The 15,735-nt window shown below is 68.0% G+C and carries 17 protein-coding genes and 1 pseudogene; 12 read left to right on the top strand and 6 right to left on the bottom strand.

Annotation, left to right across the window (positions count from 1 at the left end):
• Positions 1-85 precede the first annotated feature (85 nt).
• The 10 genes from nosZ (at position 86) to ACZ5PP_RS15350 (ending at position 9,920) form a co-directional block, all read left to right on the top strand.
• Complete coding sequence (nosZ, locus tag ACZ5PP_RS15395) at positions 86-2,044, top strand: TAT-dependent nitrous-oxide reductase (RefSeq protein ID WP_004305194.1); 1,959 nt, start codon at positions 86-88, stop codon at positions 2,042-2,044.
• A 183-nt stretch (positions 2,045-2,227) separates the two neighbouring features.
• Positions 2,228-4,411 carry a NosR/NirI family protein gene (locus ACZ5PP_RS15390; RefSeq protein ID WP_040828830.1) on the top strand — a complete coding sequence of 728 codons (2,184 nt, stop codon included), beginning with the start codon at positions 2,228-2,230 and terminating at the stop codon, positions 4,409-4,411.
• Positions 4,412-4,442: 31 nt separating this feature from the next.
• A complete protein-coding gene (locus ACZ5PP_RS15385; protein WP_004305198.1) occupies positions 4,443-4,868 on the top strand; it encodes a hypothetical protein in 426 nt (141 codons plus the stop codon).
• A gap of 152 nt (positions 4,869-5,020) precedes the next feature.
• Positions 5,021-6,307: a nitrous oxide reductase family maturation protein NosD gene (locus ACZ5PP_RS15380; protein WP_464826218.1), complete on the top strand. Its 1,287-nt coding sequence runs from the start codon at positions 5,021-5,023 to the stop codon at positions 6,305-6,307.
• Positions 6,279-7,220 carry an ABC transporter ATP-binding protein gene (locus tag ACZ5PP_RS15375; RefSeq protein ID WP_012584572.1) on the top strand — a complete coding sequence of 314 codons (942 nt, stop codon included), beginning with the start codon at positions 6,279-6,281 and terminating at the stop codon, positions 7,218-7,220. The genes ACZ5PP_RS15380 and ACZ5PP_RS15375 overlap by 29 nt, the downstream gene beginning before the upstream one ends.
• Before the next feature lie 10 nt (positions 7,221-7,230).
• Positions 7,231-8,046, top strand: coding sequence for an ABC transporter permease (locus ACZ5PP_RS15370; RefSeq protein WP_004305205.1), 816 nt, complete (start codon positions 7,231-7,233; stop codon positions 8,044-8,046).
• A 38-nt stretch (positions 8,047-8,084) separates the two neighbouring features.
• The gene (locus tag ACZ5PP_RS15365; protein WP_004305207.1) at positions 8,085-8,630 is read left to right on the top strand and encodes a nitrous oxide reductase accessory protein NosL; all 546 of its coding nucleotides are present in this window, start codon (positions 8,085-8,087) and stop codon (positions 8,628-8,630) included.
• Between the two features lie 17 nt (positions 8,631-8,647).
• Positions 8,648-8,917 (top strand): hypothetical protein, encoded by a 270-nt coding sequence (locus tag ACZ5PP_RS15360; protein WP_273421224.1) that lies wholly within the window; start codon positions 8,648-8,650, stop codon positions 8,915-8,917.
• Positions 8,917-9,291: a toxin-antitoxin system TumE family protein gene (locus ACZ5PP_RS15355; protein ID WP_004305210.1), complete on the top strand. Its 375-nt coding sequence runs from the start codon at positions 8,917-8,919 to the stop codon at positions 9,289-9,291. Before ACZ5PP_RS15360 ends, ACZ5PP_RS15355 begins: the two co-directional genes overlap by 1 nt.
• Entirely contained in the window at positions 9,288-9,920 is a 633-nt protein-coding gene (locus tag ACZ5PP_RS15350; protein WP_464826217.1) for a nitrous oxide reductase accessory protein NosL, read from the top strand. Before ACZ5PP_RS15355 ends, ACZ5PP_RS15350 begins: the two co-directional genes overlap by 4 nt.
• An 87-nt stretch (positions 9,921-10,007) precedes the next feature.
• Here the strand turns inward: ACZ5PP_RS15350 and ACZ5PP_RS15345 are convergent, their stop codons facing one another.
• Complete coding sequence (locus ACZ5PP_RS15345) at positions 10,008-10,454, bottom strand: c-type cytochrome (RefSeq protein ID WP_464826216.1); 447 nt, start codon at positions 10,452-10,454, stop codon at positions 10,008-10,010.
• Between the two features lie 180 nt (positions 10,455-10,634).
• On the opposite strand from ACZ5PP_RS15345, the gene ACZ5PP_RS15340 reads away from it, so the two are divergent.
• Positions 10,635-11,045, top strand: a complete 411-nt coding sequence (locus ACZ5PP_RS15340; protein WP_004310556.1) for a putative zinc-binding protein — start codon at positions 10,635-10,637, stop codon at positions 11,043-11,045.
• Positions 11,046-11,050: 5 nt separating this feature from the next.
• Here ACZ5PP_RS15340 and ACZ5PP_RS15335 read toward each other — a convergent pair whose 3' ends face one another.
• Positions 11,051-11,638, bottom strand: coding sequence for an NADPH-dependent FMN reductase (locus ACZ5PP_RS15335; protein ID WP_273421229.1), 588 nt, complete (start codon positions 11,636-11,638; stop codon positions 11,051-11,053).
• Positions 11,639-11,794: 156 nt separating this feature from the next.
• On the opposite strand from ACZ5PP_RS15335, the gene trxC reads away from it, so the two are divergent.
• Positions 11,795-12,232, top strand: coding sequence for a thioredoxin TrxC (trxC, locus tag ACZ5PP_RS15330; RefSeq protein ID WP_464826215.1), 438 nt, complete (start codon positions 11,795-11,797; stop codon positions 12,230-12,232).
• An 8-nt stretch (positions 12,233-12,240) separates the two neighbouring features.
• Here the strand turns inward: trxC and ACZ5PP_RS15325 are convergent, their stop codons facing one another.
• The 4 genes and pseudogenes from ACZ5PP_RS15325 to ACZ5PP_RS15310 all read right to left on the bottom strand — a co-directional run bounded on the left by ACZ5PP_RS15325 (position 12,241) and on the right by ACZ5PP_RS15310 (position 15,634).
• Positions 12,241-12,660, bottom strand: coding sequence for an acyl-CoA thioesterase (locus ACZ5PP_RS15325; protein ID WP_464827059.1), 420 nt, complete (start codon positions 12,658-12,660; stop codon positions 12,241-12,243).
• A gap of 141 nt (positions 12,661-12,801) precedes the next feature.
• Positions 12,802-12,927, bottom strand: a pseudogene (locus ACZ5PP_RS15320) (acyl-CoA thioesterase); the annotation flags it as partial.
• A gap of 200 nt (positions 12,928-13,127) precedes the next feature.
• Positions 13,128-14,606 (bottom strand): type IV pili methyl-accepting chemotaxis transducer N-terminal domain-containing protein, encoded by a 1,479-nt coding sequence (locus ACZ5PP_RS15315; RefSeq protein ID WP_464826214.1) that lies wholly within the window; start codon positions 14,604-14,606, stop codon positions 13,128-13,130.
• Positions 14,603-15,634 carry an adenosine deaminase gene (locus ACZ5PP_RS15310; RefSeq protein WP_043744020.1) on the bottom strand — a complete coding sequence of 344 codons (1,032 nt, stop codon included), beginning with the start codon at positions 15,632-15,634 and terminating at the stop codon, positions 14,603-14,605. Before ACZ5PP_RS15310 ends, ACZ5PP_RS15315 begins: the two co-directional genes overlap by 4 nt.
• Between the last annotated feature and the right edge of the window lie 101 nt (positions 15,635-15,735).

The raw sequence follows: 15,735 nt of genomic DNA, 5'->3' as shown, positions 1-15,735 counted from the left end.
CGCATGAAGAACCGACGCGAGGGGCGCAAGGTCGCGATGCCGGGTCTGTGAGATCGACTACACCTGCCTACGGGAGCAAAGAACCATGAATGACGCAAAGATGAACCCGGTCGAAGCCATGCCCGATCCGAGCCGCCGCAAGTTCCTCAACACCGCAGCGCTCGCCGGCCTCGCCGGTGCCGGCATGTCGGTGGGCCTGTCCGCGTGCAACAAGGAAACCGCTCCCGCTCCGGCCGCTGCACCCGCCGCGGCACCGGCCGCCGCGCCCGCCGCGGCGCATGCTGCCTCCGGCCTCAAGCTGCACATGGCACCGGGTGAGCTCGACACCTACTACGGCATCTGGTCCGGCGGCCACTCCGGCGAATGCCGCGTCCTCGGCCTGCCTTCGGGGCGTGAAATCAAGCGCGTGCCGACCTTCAACATCGACTGCATGAGCGGCTGGGGCATCACCAACGAGTCCAAGAAGGTGATCGGCACGCGTGCGGACGGCCAGTTGAAGTACAAGACCGGCGACACCCACCACATCCACGGCTCCTACACCGACGGCACCTACGACGGCAAGTACTTCTGGGTCAACGACAAGATCCACGGCCGCCTGGGCCGTATCCGTGGCGACGTCTTCGAATGCGACGCGATCACCGAGATCCCGAACATCCAGGGCTTCCACGGCATCTTCTCGGACAAGCGCGACCCGGTCGACAAGGCCATCAACCACACCACCCGCGTGTTCTGCGGCAACGAGTTCCATATCCCGCAGCCGAACGACGGCCGCGACCTCGACGATCCGACCAAGTATTTCTGCCTGTTCACCTGCGTCGACGCCGAGACGATGGAAGTGCGCTGGCAGTGCAAGGTCGACGGCAACATGGACCTGGTCGCGACCTCCTATGACGGCCGCTTCGCCGCCGCCAACCAGTACAACACCGAGGGCGGCGCGCGCTACGAAGACATGATGTCGGCCGAGATGGACGCCTGCGTGTTCTTCGACGTCGCCCGCATCGAAAAGGCGATCAAGGACGGCAAGTCCTTCACCGTCGGCACCTCCAAGGTCCCGGTCGTCGACGGCACCAAGGCCGCCAACCCCGATCCGAAGACCGCGCTGACCGCCTATGTACCGGTCCCCAAGAACCCGCACGGCGTCAACGCCAGCCCGGACGGCAAGTACATGATCTGCTCGGGCAAGCTGTCGCCCACCTGCACGGTCATCGAAGTCGCCAAGGTCGCCGACTTCCTCGACGGCAAGCTCGACGACATCCGCAAGTCGGTGGTCGCTGAAGTCGAAGTCGGCCTCGGCCCCCTGCACACCACCTACGACGGCCGCGGCAACGCCTTCACGACCCTCTTCCTGGACAGCCAGATCGTCAAGTGGAACATCGACGCCGCGATCAAGTTCCATAACGGCGACAAGGCCGCGCAGTACGTGGTCGACCGTATCGATGTGCATTACCAGCCCGGCCACATCAGCGCCGACATGGGCGAAACCAAGGAAGCCAGCGGCCAGTTCCTGGCGGTGGGCTGCAAGTTCTCCAAGGACCGCTTCCTGCCGGTGGGTCCGATGCACCCGGAAAACGAGCAGCTGATCGACATCCGTGGCGAGAAGATGGTGCTGCTGGCCGACCACCCGGTGCATCCGGAGCCGCACGACTTCATCATCGTCAAGCGCGAACTCATCAAGACCCGTCAGGTCGGCGTGCTGGACGCACACCCGCTGGCGATCAAGGATGCGAAGGAATCGGGCGTGTTCCGCGACGGCAACAAGGTCACGGTGAGGATCGCCTCGCAGGCACCGGCCTATAGCCTGCGCGAGTTCGAACTCAAGGTGGGCGACGAGGTCACCCTCATCCTCACCAACCTCGACAAGGTGGAAGACCTGTCGCACGGCTTCGCGATTCCGAAGTACGACATCAACTTCGTGGTGAACCCGCTGGAGACGAAGTCCGTCACCTTCAAGGCCGACAAGCCGGGCGTGTTCTGGTGCTACTGCACGCACTTCTGCCACGCGCTGCACCTGGAGATGCGTACGCGCATGCTCGTGCGTCCGTAATCCCGGAGCGCGCCGCGCCGCTTGACTGCGGTGCCGTCTGAAGATCGAGGGGCGCAAGCCCCTCGATTGTTTTCTGCAGTCCGCTCGCGTTTCGAGGCGTGCCCACCGGCAATTTGACGCTGGACAAATACATGCCGGACCCCACCCCCTAAACTCCATCGTGATTTACTTATGGAGCGCATCATGAAGCCCCTCTCCGCCCTGCGGGGCATTGCGATGGCGGCCCTGCTCGCTGCCACAACCCTCTTGCCTGCGCAGGTCTCGGCGCAGAGCGCCTACGAGGCGAACCTGCCTCCCGAGATCAACACCTCACCCGCTCTGTGCGACTACGTGCCCTGCAAGGAGGTCCTGCCCGGCGCGACCAGCTTCTCGGAGCGCAAGGGTCAGCCGCCCTACGTCGAGGGCTACGCCGAGGAAAACGGCCAACGCAAGCTGGTGGGCTACGTGGTGCTATCGACCGACGTCACCGACACCCCGGCCTACTCCGGCAAGCCCGTGATCACGCTGATCGGGCTTACCCCGCAAGGCAACTTCGCCGGCATCAAGATCCTCAAGCACTCCGAACCGATCCTGCTGCTCGGCATCCCCGAATCCGCGCTGGTCAAGTTCAACAACCAATACCTGGGCAAGTTCGTCGGCGCCAACATCGAGATCGGCCGCTCGCGCCCCGAGGAAGAGATCATCGGCCTCGATGCCATCTCCGGCGCCACCGTCACGGTCATCGCGCAGAACCAGGTGATGATGATGTCGGGCGCTGCAGTCGGGCGCCAGGTCGGCATCCTTGAAAAGACCGTCCGCCCTCAGGCCAGGTTCGTCGACAGCGGCCGCAAGCTCGACTGGGCGACAATGGTCAAGGAAGGCGTGGTGCAACGCCTGACCGTGATGCCCGAGCAGGTCGGCCTCGAGCGTGGCAAGGACCCGTTCATCGACCTCTGGTACGGCTATCTGAACCATCCCGAGGTCGGCCGCGCGATCATGGGAGAAACCGGCTGGCGCGACCTGATGGCACGCATCAAGGAGGGCGAACACGCGCTTTTCGTCATCCGCACCGCAGGCAGGGAGTCGTTCAAGGGCTCGGGCTTCGTGCGCGGGGGCATCTACGACCGTGTCCAGCTTCGCCAGGGGCAGGACGTGTTCACCTTCCGCGACCTCGACTACTACAACCTCTATGGGATTTCCGCACCAGGCGCGCCGTCCTTCACCGAGTCGGCGATCTTCATCGTGCGCTCATCCTCGTTCTCCGGCGCCTTCCCATGGAAGTTCATCTTCCTCGGCAACCGCATCGACCGCGAGACCGGTGCGCGCACCTTCATCAACTTCGACAGGGAATACTGGCTGCCCGACGCCTATATCGAGGGTGGCCGGCCCGAGGTCAAGAAGCCCGATGCGCCCTGGGTCCGCGTGTGGAAGACGCGTGCGCTCGAGATCGTCCTGTTCTCCGCCTTGCTCGTCGCGGTGGCGGTGGTCTATGCCAAGCGCGATGAACTGACCCGCCGCTCGACGCGCAAGAACAAGTGGCCGGTCAACGCCTTCAAGTACAGCGCGTGGATCATCAGCATCGGTTTTGTCGGCTTCGGCCTGCTCGCCCAGCCCTCGATCACGCAGGTGCTGACCTGGTTCCACTCGCTGCTGTTCAAGTGGGAATGGGAGCTGTTCCTCACCGATCCGTTCATCTTCCTGTTCTGGATCTTCATCATCGTCACCGTGTTCGTTTGGGGCCGCGGCCTGTTCTGCGGCTGGCTGTGCCCGTTCGGCTCGCTGTCGGAACTGCTGTACAAGGTGGGCGGCGCGATCGGCCTCAAGCGCTTCCAGTTCGCGCTGCCGATGAAGTGGCACAACCGCCTGAAGTGGGTGAAGTACGCGGTGTTCTTCGGCCTGCTCGCGGTATCGATGTTCTCGATGGGCCTGGCCGAGAAGCTCGCGGAGGTCGAACCCTTCAAGACCACCTTCCTGGTCGGCCTGTTCAACCGCAGCTGGCCCTACACGCTGTTCGCCGCCGGCCTGCTCGGCCTGTCGATCTTCATGGAGCGGCCGTTCTGCAAATACCTGTGCCCGCTCGGCGCCTCGCTGGCCATGCCCTCGACCTTCCGCTGGTTCGGCCTGCGCCGCAAGCAGGAATGCGACAGCTGCAAGGCCTGCGCGGTCGGCTGCGGCTCGCTGGCGATCGACGAGAAAGGTCGCATCGACCATCGCGAATGCATGCTCTGCCTGGACTGCATGGTCCTCTACACCGACGACCACGCCTGCCCGCCGCTGGCACAGGAACGCAAGCGTCGCACCAAGGACGGCCTGCCGCTGACCCCGATCGGCAAGGACGGTTACTACATCCCGATCAAGCCGGTGGCGCCCGCAGCGCCGCGGGCCTGATCAAGACACTGCATTCGAGGAGGATTCGATCATGGTCGATCCGCGCATTCTGACCGAGCAGGTGGAGCCGCCCTATGCCAGCCGCGGCTCCGCCAGCCGCCTGCCTGCCGAGATCTGGGATCACCTGTGGCCGTGGAGCCGCAACGGCTTCCAGCGCCAGCGCGTCGTCCAGGCCGCCGGCCTGGCGCTCGCCGCGGCCGCGAGCGTGGCCTGGATCCTGGCAGCGATGGGCAACATGACGCCCGGTGCCATCATCGGCTGGTGGTTCGGCTGGAGCGTGTTCGAGGTGGCGGTGCGCCTGGGTTCCAAGCCCTACGTGAAGGACGGTCCGTGGTGGGGCAGCCGCTACCGCCGCGCCAGCATCATGGACATGATCTGCTACGTGGGCTTCAAGAACCTGCTGATCGGCGCCGCCCTGTTCATCGTGCTGAAGAGCATGGGCCTGGTGCAGGTCTGACATCCGGGGCCCGCCCGGGTTACATTGCGCGCCGCCCCCGGGGCGGCGCGCCGTTTTCCGCGGGCCCGCCGCCGCCGGGCACTTCACCTAGATCAAGTCTCGCTGCGACATTGCGTCGCATACTCTGCCCCACTGTCAAACGCCCCCCTGCAATGCGCTCCCTCCACCGTCTTCCTCGCCTCCTGGCTGCCGCAGCCCTGCTCGCCGCACTGGCCACGCCGGCTGCAGCCACGCCGTGGCGGGTATCGCCGGGCGAGTCCATCCAGGCAGCGATCGCCCGCGCAGCGCCGGGCGACGTGATCGAAATCGAGCGCGGACGCTACGCCGGCCAGTTGCTGGTCGACAAGCCGCTGACCCTGCGCGGCATCGAGCGCCCCACGATCGACGGCGAGCTGAAGGAAAACACCATCAGCATAAAGGCGGAGGGCGTCACCATCGAGGGGCTCATCGTCGCCAACTCGGGCGGCGACACCCTCTACCAGCACGCCGGCGTCTATATCTACCCCGGCTCGCACAAGGCGGTCGTGCGCAATTGCGACTTCTCCTACACCCTGTTCGGGCTGTGGATCGAGAAGGCCAACGACGTCCTGATCGAGAACAACCTCATCACCGGCAAGCGCGATTTCGACTCGCCCAAGCGCGGCAACGGCATCCAGCTCTACAACACCCAGCGCGCGCGCATCATCGGCAACAACATCAGCTTCGTGCGCGACGCGATCTACGTCGACGTCTCCCACGACGCGCTCTTCCGCGGCAACAGGCTGCATCACAGCCGCTACGGCACGCACTACATGACCTCCTACCGCAACGTCTGGGAGGACAACGAGACCTGGTACAACCGCGGCGGTCTCGCGCTGATGGAAGTGCGCGACCAGGTGGTGCGCAACAACCGCGCCTGGGGCAACTCGGACCACGGCATCATGCTGCGCTCGATCCAGGACGCCGTGATCGAGAACAACGTGGTCGCCGGCAACCAGCGCGGCTTCTTCATCTACGATGCCGAGTACAACGAGCTGCGCGGCAACCAGATCATCGACAACGTGGTCGGGATCCACCTGTGGGCGGGGTCCAAGAACAACAAGGTGGAGCGCAACGACTTCATCGGCAACCGCGAGCAGATCCGCTACGTGGCCGCGCACGACATGATCTGGGGCGAGAAGGAAGGCAACCACTGGAGCAACTACCTCGGCTGGGACCGCAACGGCGACGGCCTGGGCGACGTGCGGTACGAGGCCAACGACCTGGTCGACCGCCTGACCTGGCGTCACCCGATGATGAAGCTGCTGCTCGGCAGCCCAGCCATCCAGACCTTGCGCATGGTGGCCCAGCAGTTTCCCCTGCTGCGTGCGCCCAGCATCGTGGACCCCAGGCCGCGCATGGAACCGAACAAACCTGACTGGAGCCAATGGCGTGGCAGACATTTCCCCCGCTCAGAATGATCCCGGCGCACCGGTGATCGTCGCCCGCGGCGTTCGCAAGCACTACGGCCCCATCCACGCGGTGGATGGCGTGGACCTGGAGGTCCGCAGCGGCGAGCTGTTCGGCCTCATCGGCCACAACGGCGCGGGCAAGAGCACCATGTTCAAGATGATGCTGGGGCTGATCCCGCTCACCGCCGGCGAGATCCGCATCGACGGCGCGCCGGTGCCGGGCAGCGACTTCCGCACGGTGCGACGCAAGGTCGGCTACCTGCCCGAGAACGTCGTGCTCTACGACAACCTCACCGGCACCGAAACGCTCGACTTCTTCGCCCGTCTCAAGGGCGTCTCGACGGCGAACAACGCCGCAGTGCTCGAGCGTGTCGGCCTGATGCACGCGGCCAAGCGTCGCGTGCGCGAATACTCCAAGGGCATGCGCCAGCGCCTCGGCTTCGCCCAGGCCCTCCTCGGCAAGCCGCGCATCCTGTTCCTCGACGAGCCGACGACCGGTCTGGACCCGGAGGCGATCCGCGGCTTCTACGCCATCCTGCGGCAATTGAAGAGCGAGGGAGTCACCATGGTGATCACCTCGCACATCCTCGCCGAGATCCAGGAACGCGTGGACCGCCTTGCGATCATGGCCGCGGGCAAGGTGCAGGCCACCGGCACGGTGCAGGCCCTGCGCGAGCAGATGGATCTGCCGCTGTGGTTCGACGTGCGCGTCGCGCCCGAGGATTTCGAGGCGGTGCGCAACGCCCTCGGCGGCCTGCCGGTAGGCGCCATCGAAGCCCGCGACGGCCATGTCGCGGTGCAGTGCGCGCGCGATGCCAAGATGGCGGTGATCGCCGCCTTGGCCACCCTGAATGGCAAGGTCCGCGACCTCACGGTGCGCGAGCCTTCGCTCGAAGACGTGTTCTTCGGCTTTTCGGACTGAGAGGCGGACCATGGAGTTTTCACAGATCGCCACCATCGCCGGCAAGGAGTTCTGGGACCGCATCCGCAACCGCTGGGTCCTGGCCGTGGCGCTGGTGTTCACCGTGTTCGCGCTGTCGATCGCCTACTTCGGCTCGGCGCAGCAGGGCGCCGTGGGCTTCCGTTCGATCGAGGTCACCATCGCCAGCCTGGTCAGTCTGGTCATCTACCTGATTCCCCTGATCGCGCTGGTGCTCGGCTTCGACGCCATCGTCGGCGAGCGCGAACGCGGCTCGCTCGACCTGCTGCTGTCGATGCCGATCACCCGCCTCGAACTCCTGCTCGGCAAATACCTCGGCCTCGCGGGCGCGCTCACCTTTTCCACCGTCGCCGGCTTCGGCCTGGTCGGCGTGGTGCTGTCGGCGCAGCTCGACCTCGGCTCGCTGTTCCATTACTTCGGCTTCATGCTCAGCTCGGTTCTGCTCGGCTGCGCCTTCCTGAGCATCGCGGTGATGCTTTCGGTATTCGCCGCCGACCGTACCCGCGCCTCCGGCCTGGCGATCGCCACCTGGTTCTTCTTCGTGCTGATCTTCGACCTCCTGGTGCTCGGCGTGCTGGTCGTCACCGCCGGCCGGTGGGGCGGCGAAGCGCTGCCCTACGCCTTGCTGTTCAACCCGGCCGACGTCTTCCGCATCCTGAACATCTTCTCGATGGAGGACGTCCGCACGCTCTACGGCCTGTCGACCGTCTTCCCGCCCGCGCTGGCGCGGCCCTGGCTGCTCGGGCTGGTCATGGCGGCATGGATCGCGGGTCCGCTGGCGATCGCGACGTGGCGCTTCCGCCGCTGAACACTCCTTCCAAACGAACCGTATCGAGTGATTTCCCCATGTGCACACATCACGCCTGCCCGAGCCGTCGCCGCTTCCTGATCGCCGGCGTTGCCGCCGGGCTGCTCGCGGCCTGCGGCAGCGGCAAGCAGGGAGCCGGCAGCGGCACCGTGACGCCGCTCGAGATCGACCGCGCCACCAGTTGCGCGCTCGACGGCATGCTGCTGGCCGACTACCCCGGCTCCAAGGTCCAGATGCACTACGCCGGCGTGGAGCGCCCCGACTGGTTCTGCGACACCATCGAGATGTTCAACGTATACCTGAACCCGGAGCAGGCCCGCCTGGTCACCGCGATCTTCGTGCAGGACATGGCCAAGGCCTCGTGGAACGCCCCCCAGGGGCACTGGATCGATGCGAAGAAGGCCTGGTACGTGTTCGGCTCCCGGCGCATGGGTGCGATGGGCCCCACCGCGGCCTCGTTCGCCAACGAAGCCGACGCCAAGGCCTTCGCCACGGAGAACGGCGGCAAGGTGCTGCGCTTCGACGAGGTCACGCCCGACATGGCGATCCTCGACGGCGGCGCCCTCCACGATCAGTCCATGTAAGCAGGACAGGCACCACGATGAATCCGATCTTCGACGCCATCCCCCCCGAGCAGGCCCTCGAGCTCGAGCAGATCGCCCGGCTCATCTACGAGGCGCGCGAAAACCGCCGCAAGGTCCTCGCCGCCATCGGCGCGAACAATGAAGCCGAGTTGCTCGCCCGCATCGCCGCCGGCGCGGTCGACGAACATCCCGGCTACGAACACTACCTCGCCGCGCGCATCCTGGCCGATACCCACGAGGCCGCACGCCAGGTCGTGGGCGAGCGCCTGCGGGAGATCAACCGCTGATGAGCCTGCACACCGAACTGCTCGACTACGTCGAGCGCGCACACGAAGGTGCACTGCTTGCCCCCGCACGGTTGTCGCAGGATGCATTGAACCTGGTGCTCAGGAATGGAGTGGTCCTCACCGTGCGCTACGCCGCACCCGATGCCTACTCGCTGCGCTGGCGCACGAGCGCGGACATCGACGGAGTCGAACTGGGCATCGACACCGCGCCCGTTCATCCGCAACTCGAGACCACACCCAACCATCTGCATCGGGCCGACGGCAGCGTCGCGGCCGATCCGCTCACCGATCCGCGGCGCAGTCCGCAGGAAAACCTCGCGCGGGTGATCGACGTCCTCGGTCGCGATCCGCAACTCGCGGATTTCGGCACGTGAGCATCGTACGCGGTCGCCGCCGGCTCCTGCTCGCCGGCGCCGCCGTCTCGCTCGCCGCGGGCAGCGCGCTGCTGTGGGACTACACGACGCGCGCCGGCCGCAGCTTCGAGCCGCCCGCGGAAGACATCTGCGTCGTCACCCCGACGCGGGCGGCGCAGGCCCATCCGTACGACCCTGCGAGCGGCCTGGGCAAATACGACGCCAGGCCCATCCCCGCGGACGCACGCTGCCCCGTATGCGGCATGTATCCGGCACGCTTCCCGCGCTGGGCGGCGCAGATCGTCTTCGAGGACGGCGCGGCGCACTTCTTCGACTCGCCGGTCGACCTGTTCATGTTCCTGGACAAACCGGCAAGCTTCGGCAGCACGCGCACCCCCGCCGAGGCTGCGGCGATGTACGTCGCCGACTTCCGCAACGGCACCTGGCTTCCCGCCCGCCACGCCGTCTTCGTGCGCGACTCGCGCGCGCGCGGGCCGATGCGCGGCCCCGATCTGCCGGCCTTCGCCGACACCGTCGCAGCGCAGGCCTTCATCGCCGAGCAAGGCGGCCGCGCACTGACCTTCGAGCAGGTGGACGCCAGCGTCGTCACCGGCCTGCGCGACGCCAACCACGCCCATCACATGCACTGAGCGCACCGGCGCGCGATGGAAAGCGGGGCCCGCAGGCCCCGCGAAAAACACATCGTCGTCCGCCGCAGCGGACTGCCGCAGTCCGGCTTACTTCAACTTGCCAACCATGAAGTCGACCGCAGCCTTGACTTCATCGTCGGTCAAGGAAGCGCCGCCACCGCGCGGGGGCATCATGCCCTTCGAGCCGGTGAAGCCCTCGATCGCGTGCTTGTAGAGCGTGTCCTTGCCCTGTGCGACGCGCGGCTCCCAGTCGGCCTTGTTGCCCGGGATCGGAGCCCCGGCAACACCGGATGCGTGGCAAAGCGCACAAACCTTCTTGTAGGTGCCCTCGCCCGCGGCACCGGCCGGAGCGGCGGCGGGCGCGGCCGCAGCAGGGGCGGCAGCGGGAGCTGCGGCCGGCGCAGCGGGGGCCGCAGCCGCTGCCGGAGCCGCGGGGGCCTTGGCAGGCGCCGCGGGAGTGCCGCTACCGGAGTTGCCACAGGCAGCCAGCAGAACGGACGCCGCAGCGGCGATCAGGAAGGGAAACTTGGTCATGCGTATTCTCCGATTTGTCGTGGTCCGTCGCAGAGCGTCTCCGCGAATGCATTGCACACTAGCGGCAAACCCTCACAAGTTGATTGATAGCGGTCAATTCACCCCGAACACGGTCCACCGGGTGAACTGCCGCAGCATAGTAAACTATTCGTCCCAACATGCCCGCCCGAGGACCCCGCCATGGCCGGCCGCAAGAAGAACCTGCCGCTCGTCTATTCCTGCTCGGGCTGCTCCAGCGCAGCGCAGATGGCCAACCACGTGGCGCTGCGCCTGGATCGCGAGGGCGAGGCCGAGATGTCCTGCATCGCCGGGGTCGGCGGCAACGTCCCCCATCTGGTGAACATCGCCCGCTCCGGGCGACCGATCCTCGCGCTCGACGGCTGCGCGCTCGAATGCACGCGCAGCAGCCTGGCCGAGCGCGGCGTCCGACCCGCCGCCCACCTGCTGCTCAACGAGCAGGGGGTCAAGAAGCGCTACGCCACGGATTTCGATCGCGAAGAGGCCGAGCGCGTTTTCGAGCAGGCCCGCGCAGCGGTGCGCGGCCTGCGTGCGACGCCCGCCACCGCGATGACGGGCGGGACGACGGACTGAAGCCCTCAGGCGCGCAGGCGCCGCGCCGTGTCCACCAACGCCTCCGCAAGCCCCTCCAGCATGCCCTGCCGGGCGGCATCGAGCAGGCGTCCGTCGGCGCCGACCGCCTCGCCGGCCTGGCCCACCGCGACCTGCTGCGGAATGACCTGCATGCCGAGGTAGCCGAGCACGTCGCGCACGTGGAACAGCACCCGCATGCCACCGAGCGCGCCCGGCGAGGTTCCCACCACCGCCGCCGCCCGCCCGGCATACACCTTGCCGCCGGAGCGCTCGGCGTCGGCCGGGTTGGGCCGCGAGCACCAGTCGAGGGTGTTCTTGAGCAAGGGCGTGAGCGAGCCGTTGTACTCGGGATTGACCAGCAGCAGGCCGTCGCTCGCATGCAGCACCCGCTGCAGGCGCACGATGCCCTCGGGCAGGCCGGAGGCGGCTTCGAGGTCGCCGTCGTAGAGCGGCGCGGGGTAATCGTCCAGATCGACGAGCTCGACCTCGGCCCCCGCCTCCCGCACGGCCTGCGCGCACGCCTGCGCCACGCGACGCGACAAGGCCTCGCGCCGGCGGCTGCCGGGCATCACCACGATTCGGGGCAGCTTCATCGGCGCTTCTCCTTCACAACGAGATGCCGGCATTATCCGCCGGATCGCGGCCACATGCCGCCCCCACCCCCAGCCGCATCGACGGACACCGGCCCTCTTGAATCCCGCCGCTTCGCCTCGACATCCGGAGAATCCGAAATGCCCGGGAGCCCCGCCATGTCCGACGCCCTGCACCTCGTCTGCCCGCACTGCGACGCCGTCAACCGTGTCCCCGCCACCCGCCTCGCCGAAGCACCGAACTACGGCAGGTGCGGCAAGCCGCTGTTCACCGCCCACCCGGTGGAGCTCGACGCGGCGAACTTCGACCGCCATGTCGGCCGCAGCGACGTCCCGGTGCTGGTGGACTTCTGGGCGCCGTGGTGCGGCCCCTGTCGCACGATGGCGCCCGCCTTCGCGCAGGCCGCGGGCCTGCTCGAACCGCAGCTACGCCTCGCCAAGCTCGACACCGAAGCCCACCCGGCCTTGGCGGCACGCTTCGGCATCCGCAGCATCCCCACCCTGGCGCTGTTTCGCGGCGGCCGCGAGATCGCCCGCCAGGCCGGCGCGATGAGCGCGGCCGACATCGTGCGCTGGGTGCGCGGCCAGCTCGGCTGAAAGCGGGCTCAGCCCGCCCCGATCGTGCGCTTGGCGCGGAATTCGTCCACCGCGACGTAGGTCAGGCGCGCCTCGGTCACCTTCACCACCACCGGGTTCTCCGGGTGGCGCTGGGCGTAGACCTCGACATCCACGGTGATCGAGGTGCGCCCCACGCGCACCACCTCGGCGTGGAAGCTGACGATGTCGCCCATCGACACCGGCTGCCTGAAGACGAAGGAGTCCACCGCCACGGTGGCGACCTTGGAGCGCGCGACGCGGATCGCCGGCACCGCGCCGGCGATATCCACCATCGACATGATCCAGCCACCGAACACGTCGCCCGAGGGGTTGAGGTCGGCCGGCATGGGCACGACCCGCAGCACGAGCTCCTTGTCCAGGGGCGGACGCTCGCCGCCGGGGGGCAGGGTCGACTCCGGGCCCACCATGCGCTTGCAGCCCGCGCGGTCGACGGCGACGTAAGTCATGCGCGCCTCGGTCACCTTGACCACCACCGGATCCGCCGGATGGCGCTCGGCAAACACGTGCACGTCGACCGTGATCGAGGACTTGCCCACCGCGACCACGTCGGCGTGGAAGCTGACGATGTCGCCGACCGAGATCGGCTGCCTGAAGACGAAGGAATTCACCGCCATCGTGACCACGTGCGAGCGCGCGCGGCGGATCGCGGGCAGGGCGCCGGCGATGTCGACCATCGCCATGACCCAACCGCCGAACACGTCGCCGGCGGAGTTGAGGTCGGCCGGCATCGGCATCAGGCGCAACGCCGGCTCGGTGGCGGGCGGCGTCGTCGGGTGGGAGGGGCTGGAGGCTGCGCTCATGGGTTGCTCCACGGATCGAGGGGAAAAGGGCGCCCCGTGCCGGACAGGCGGGGCGCGGAATCAGCGGCCGGATTTCAGTGCGCGAGGCGCTCGAAGAGCTTGACCAGGGTGTTGGTGTAGCGCAACAGGCGCTCCCCCTCGTCGAGCACCGCGCGCACCCGGCCGATGCGATGAGGCTGGCGGATCGCGGGGTCGAGCGCGGCGATGAAGCGCGCCCACAGGGTGGCCGTGGCGTCGATCTGCGCCACCAGCTCGGGCAGCTCGCCGGCATTCTCGCGCAAGCGCTGCAGGTTGTGCTCGAAGGCCCGGCACGAGGCGGCGATCTGCGCCTGCGGGTCGGGGCAGCCCTCGAAGCCCTCGAAGAGGAAGAACTTCGCCACCCGCTGCGACAACATGCGGTTGCGTCCGGCGACGTTGACCATGTACAGGCTGCCGGAGGCGGCGAAGCCGCCGGCCACGGCGTTGAGAAAATCCGCCGCGGTGATGAAGTCCTCGCTCAGCTGCAGCACCCGCGCCGCGCCCGCCGGCGGGCGCTCGGCCGCACCCAGCGCATCGCGAAAATCCGCCCACACCCGGCCCACGTCCTCCAGCGCCTCGCCGAGCTCGGGGGCGAGGCTGGCGGCCTGCAGGACCGCGAGGCTGCGCTCGAACTCGGCGATGTCCTGGCGCAGGCGCAGCTGCATCTCGACCGGCGCCACGCCATGCCTGATCAGCACCCAGTCGATCGCCAGACGCTGCACCTGCAGGCGCAGGCGGCCGCACAGGTTGATCAGCTCACCGACCGACATCGTCTCGTCGCGGCGCGCACCCTTGTTGCGGCGCGAGAAGCTCAGGCGCTGCGGCTGCTCGCCCGCACCGGTGTCCAGGGTGGCGGCGTTCTGGATGTGGATCAGGCGCTTGTCGACCACGATCACGCCCTTGTCGGCCAGCTCGCGCAGACTGCGCGAGAAGGCCTCGGGGGTGATGCCGATGCGCGCGGCGAGCACCTTCTTGGTCGAGGCCAGCTCCACCGTGGTCTCGCCGGCGAGCGCCAGACTGCCGCCGGCGAGCTCGACCAGATAATCGAGGATGCGCTGCGCGCTGGTGCGGCTGGCATGGCGCCCGGCGACGTCGAACTCGACCTCGCACAGCCGCGCCGCCACCGCCTGCAGCATGCGCCGGGTCAGCACCAGGCTGCGCTCGGCCACCGCGCGCAGCACGCCGGCGTCGAGCGCGATCAGCGCGCAGGCGCTTGCCGTCTCGCAGCCCGATTCATGACGGCTGGCACCGAAGAACTCGCCGCAGCCGAGCAGCTGAGGGGTATGCACCAGCTCGACCACCTTGCGCGCGTCGCCGTCGAGCTCGCGAAAGCGCACCACCGTCCCGCTGCACAACACGTATGCCTCGTCGAAGGGTTCGCCGCAGCCATGCACCAGGGTGCGCGCCGTCAGCTCGAGCAGGCGCGCCGCGGCGGCGAGCTCGGCCAGCTGCACGGCGGGCAGGCCGGCGAACAGCGGCACCGCGGTGAGGCGGTCACGCAGCGCCCGGCGCTCTGCGGCAGTCGGTGGCGTCATGCCGCGCCGCCCTCTCCCTCGCAGTACTCCCCGAGCGCGTCGAGCCGGGCGAGCCAGGGCGCGCGTTCGGCGGCGGACACAAAGCTCGCCTCCAGGCTGTTGCGCGCGATGCGACGCAACTCGGCACGGCCGAGGCCGAGCGCGCGCGCGGTGTCGACATAATTCTTCGCCACGTAGCCGCCGAAATAGGCCGGGTCGTCGGAATTGATCGTCACCTTGAGCCCCGCGGCGAACAGCTGCCCGAGGTTGTGCCGGGCGAGGTCGGGGAACACGCACAGCTTGACGTTGGAGAGCGGGCACACGGTGAGCGGTACCTGCTCGCGCACGAGGCGTCCGACCAGCGCCGGATCCTCGGTGCAGCGCACGCCGTGGTCAATGCGCTCGGCCTTCAGCAGGTCGAGCGCATCGACGATGTAGGCCGGCGGCCCCTCCTCGCCGGCATGGGCGACCACATGCAGGCCGAGCTCGCGGCAGCGCGCGAACAGGCGGGCGAACTTGGCCGGCGGATGCCCGCGCTCGGACGAGTCGAGGCCGACGCCGTCGATGCGCGACAGGTGCGGCAGAGCCTGCTGCAGCGTGGCGAAGCCCTCCTCCTCGCTGAGATGGCGCAGGAAGCACAGGATCAGGCGCGAGCCGATGCCCCAGCGCGCGCGCGCCTCGACGCAGGCGCGCTCGAGGCCGTCGAGCACGGTCTCGAGCGCCACCCCGCGCGCGGTATGCGTCTGCGGGTCGAAGAAGAGCTCGGCATGGACCACGCCGTCGGCGTGTGCGCGCTCGAAGTAGGCGAACGCGAGCTCGAAGAAGTCCTGCTCGCGGACCAGCACGGCCGCGCCGGCGTAGTAGAGGTCGAGAAAGCTTTGCAGATCGGTGAAGGCGTAGGCGGCGCGCACCGCCTCGACGCTCGCCCAGGGCAGCGCCACGCCGTTGCGGCGCGCGAGCGCGAACATCATTTCGGGCTCGAGCGTGCCCTCGATATGCAGGTGCAGCTCGGCCTTGGGCAAGGCGCGGACGTAAGCTTCGAGCTCCATGGCGGGTCTCCTGGGCGGGACTTCAATGCTAGCGCCAATCGGGCCGCTGTTCCCGCGCCACATTCACCCGAACGCAAGAATGCGGGAACGGCACCGGCCGT

This window comes from Thauera sp. DNT-1 (genome assembly GCF_055393985.1).
The sequence above is the reverse complement of the archived record's forward strand: the minus strand, read 5'-3'. Positions and strand labels throughout refer to the sequence as shown.

What these genes read in the sequence shown, in the direction of transcription:
- nosZ (WP_004305194.1), top strand. Translation starts at nt 86, where the DNA reads ATGAATGACGCAAAGATGAACCCGGTCGAAGCCATGCCCGATCCGAGC.
- ACZ5PP_RS15390 (WP_040828830.1), top strand. Translation starts at nt 2,228, where the DNA reads ATGAAGCCCCTCTCCGCCCTGCGGGGCATTGCGATGGCGGCCCTGCTC.
- ACZ5PP_RS15385 (WP_004305198.1), top strand. Translation starts at nt 4,443, where the DNA reads ATGGTCGATCCGCGCATTCTGACCGAGCAGGTGGAGCCGCCCTATGCC.
- ACZ5PP_RS15380 (WP_464826218.1), top strand. Translation starts at nt 5,021, where the DNA reads ATGCGCTCCCTCCACCGTCTTCCTCGCCTCCTGGCTGCCGCAGCCCTG.
- ACZ5PP_RS15370 (WP_004305205.1), top strand. Translation starts at nt 7,231, where the DNA reads ATGGAGTTTTCACAGATCGCCACCATCGCCGGCAAGGAGTTCTGGGAC.
- ACZ5PP_RS15365 (WP_004305207.1), top strand. Translation starts at nt 8,085, where the DNA reads ATGTGCACACATCACGCCTGCCCGAGCCGTCGCCGCTTCCTGATCGCC.
- ACZ5PP_RS15360 (WP_273421224.1), top strand. Translation starts at nt 8,648, where the DNA reads ATGAATCCGATCTTCGACGCCATCCCCCCCGAGCAGGCCCTCGAGCTC.
- ACZ5PP_RS15355 (WP_004305210.1), top strand. Translation starts at nt 8,917, where the DNA reads ATGAGCCTGCACACCGAACTGCTCGACTACGTCGAGCGCGCACACGAA.
- ACZ5PP_RS15345 (WP_464826216.1), bottom strand. Translation starts at nt 10,454, where the DNA reads ATGACCAAGTTTCCCTTCCTGATCGCCGCTGCGGCGTCCGTTCTGCTG.
- ACZ5PP_RS15340 (WP_004310556.1), top strand. Translation starts at nt 10,635, where the DNA reads ATGGCCGGCCGCAAGAAGAACCTGCCGCTCGTCTATTCCTGCTCGGGC.
- ACZ5PP_RS15335 (WP_273421229.1), bottom strand. Translation starts at nt 11,638, where the DNA reads ATGAAGCTGCCCCGAATCGTGGTGATGCCCGGCAGCCGCCGGCGCGAG.
- trxC (WP_464826215.1), top strand. Translation starts at nt 11,795, where the DNA reads ATGTCCGACGCCCTGCACCTCGTCTGCCCGCACTGCGACGCCGTCAAC.
- ACZ5PP_RS15325 (WP_464827059.1), bottom strand. Translation starts at nt 12,660, where the DNA reads ATGGTGGGCCCGGAGTCGACCCTGCCCCCCGGCGGCGAGCGTCCGCCC.
- ACZ5PP_RS15315 (WP_464826214.1), bottom strand. Translation starts at nt 14,606, where the DNA reads ATGACGCCACCGACTGCCGCAGAGCGCCGGGCGCTGCGTGACCGCCTC.
- ACZ5PP_RS15310 (WP_043744020.1), bottom strand. Translation starts at nt 15,634, where the DNA reads ATGGAGCTCGAAGCTTACGTCCGCGCCTTGCCCAAGGCCGAGCTGCAC.